1 protein-coding gene is annotated in these 718 nt (G+C 42.8%); it reads right to left on the bottom strand.

Going from position 1 to position 718, the window contains the following annotated elements; genetic code table 11:
• Positions 1-252: 252 nt before the first annotated feature.
• Positions 253-663, bottom strand: coding sequence for a SpoVG family protein (locus H8706_RS12205; RefSeq protein WP_262432699.1), 411 nt, complete (start codon positions 661-663; stop codon positions 253-255).
• Positions 664-718 lie beyond the last annotated feature (55 nt).

The raw sequence follows: 718 nt of genomic DNA, 5'->3' as shown, positions 1-718 counted from the left end.
TACGACGCAGGGGTACGGCTTACCGAAAATGAAGCGAATGAGCTTCTTGAAGGCTACACAAAGGAATCGCTTGAAAATATGCACGCAGCGGTGCAGAAAAGATTAAAAATGTGTGCTGAAAACGAATCGGCTAATATCAACAACGGAAAGAAGAAATAACGAATCATTAAAATTTAATATCCTCAACATCGCCGTCATGCTCCGCTGTCCTGTATGAATAACGGTAAAATTCCACCGCCATAGCTGTTCACCTCACATATTCATTACCGGGGCTGCCTCGGTCTGTTCATTCTGATCCGCCTGCAATTCGGTATTGCTTTCGGCAGTTTTTTGTCCGTCTGAACGCTTTTGAGACTTTTTATTCCCTGCCTTTTTTGTTTCTTTCCCCTCTTCATGGTTCTGCTCCTCCTGCTGTGTTAATTTCTGTTCGTATGCTTCAAGCACCGCACTGTGGAGATTTTCTCTTCCCTCTTTTGTAATCGGGAAACAAATATCCTCATATTTGGCTCCTGCCTTACGGGAAGGCATTGACACAAACGGACCGTCATTGCCCTCAAAAATCCTCACACCTTTTACAACAAACTCGTCATTGATGGAAACCGAGGCAACTCCCTTTAAGCTTCCGGGTTTGTTAATAAGGTTCACGCTTGCTTTGTAATTCATAAATTCTACCCCTTTCTTTTATATAACTCATCATCCACTTCTTTTAACCTTTCAC

It is taken from the genome of Qingrenia yutianensis (genome assembly GCF_014385105.1).
In the GTDB taxonomy this organism is placed as follows: Bacteria; Bacillota; Clostridia; order UMGS1810; family UMGS1810; genus Qingrenia; species Qingrenia yutianensis.
The sequence above is the reverse complement of the archived record's forward strand: the minus strand, read 5'-3'. Positions and strand labels throughout refer to the sequence as shown.

What these genes read in the sequence shown, in the direction of transcription:
- H8706_RS12205 (WP_262432699.1), bottom strand. Translation starts at nt 663, where the DNA reads ATGAATTACAAAGCAAGCGTGAACCTTATTAACAAACCCGGAAGCTTA.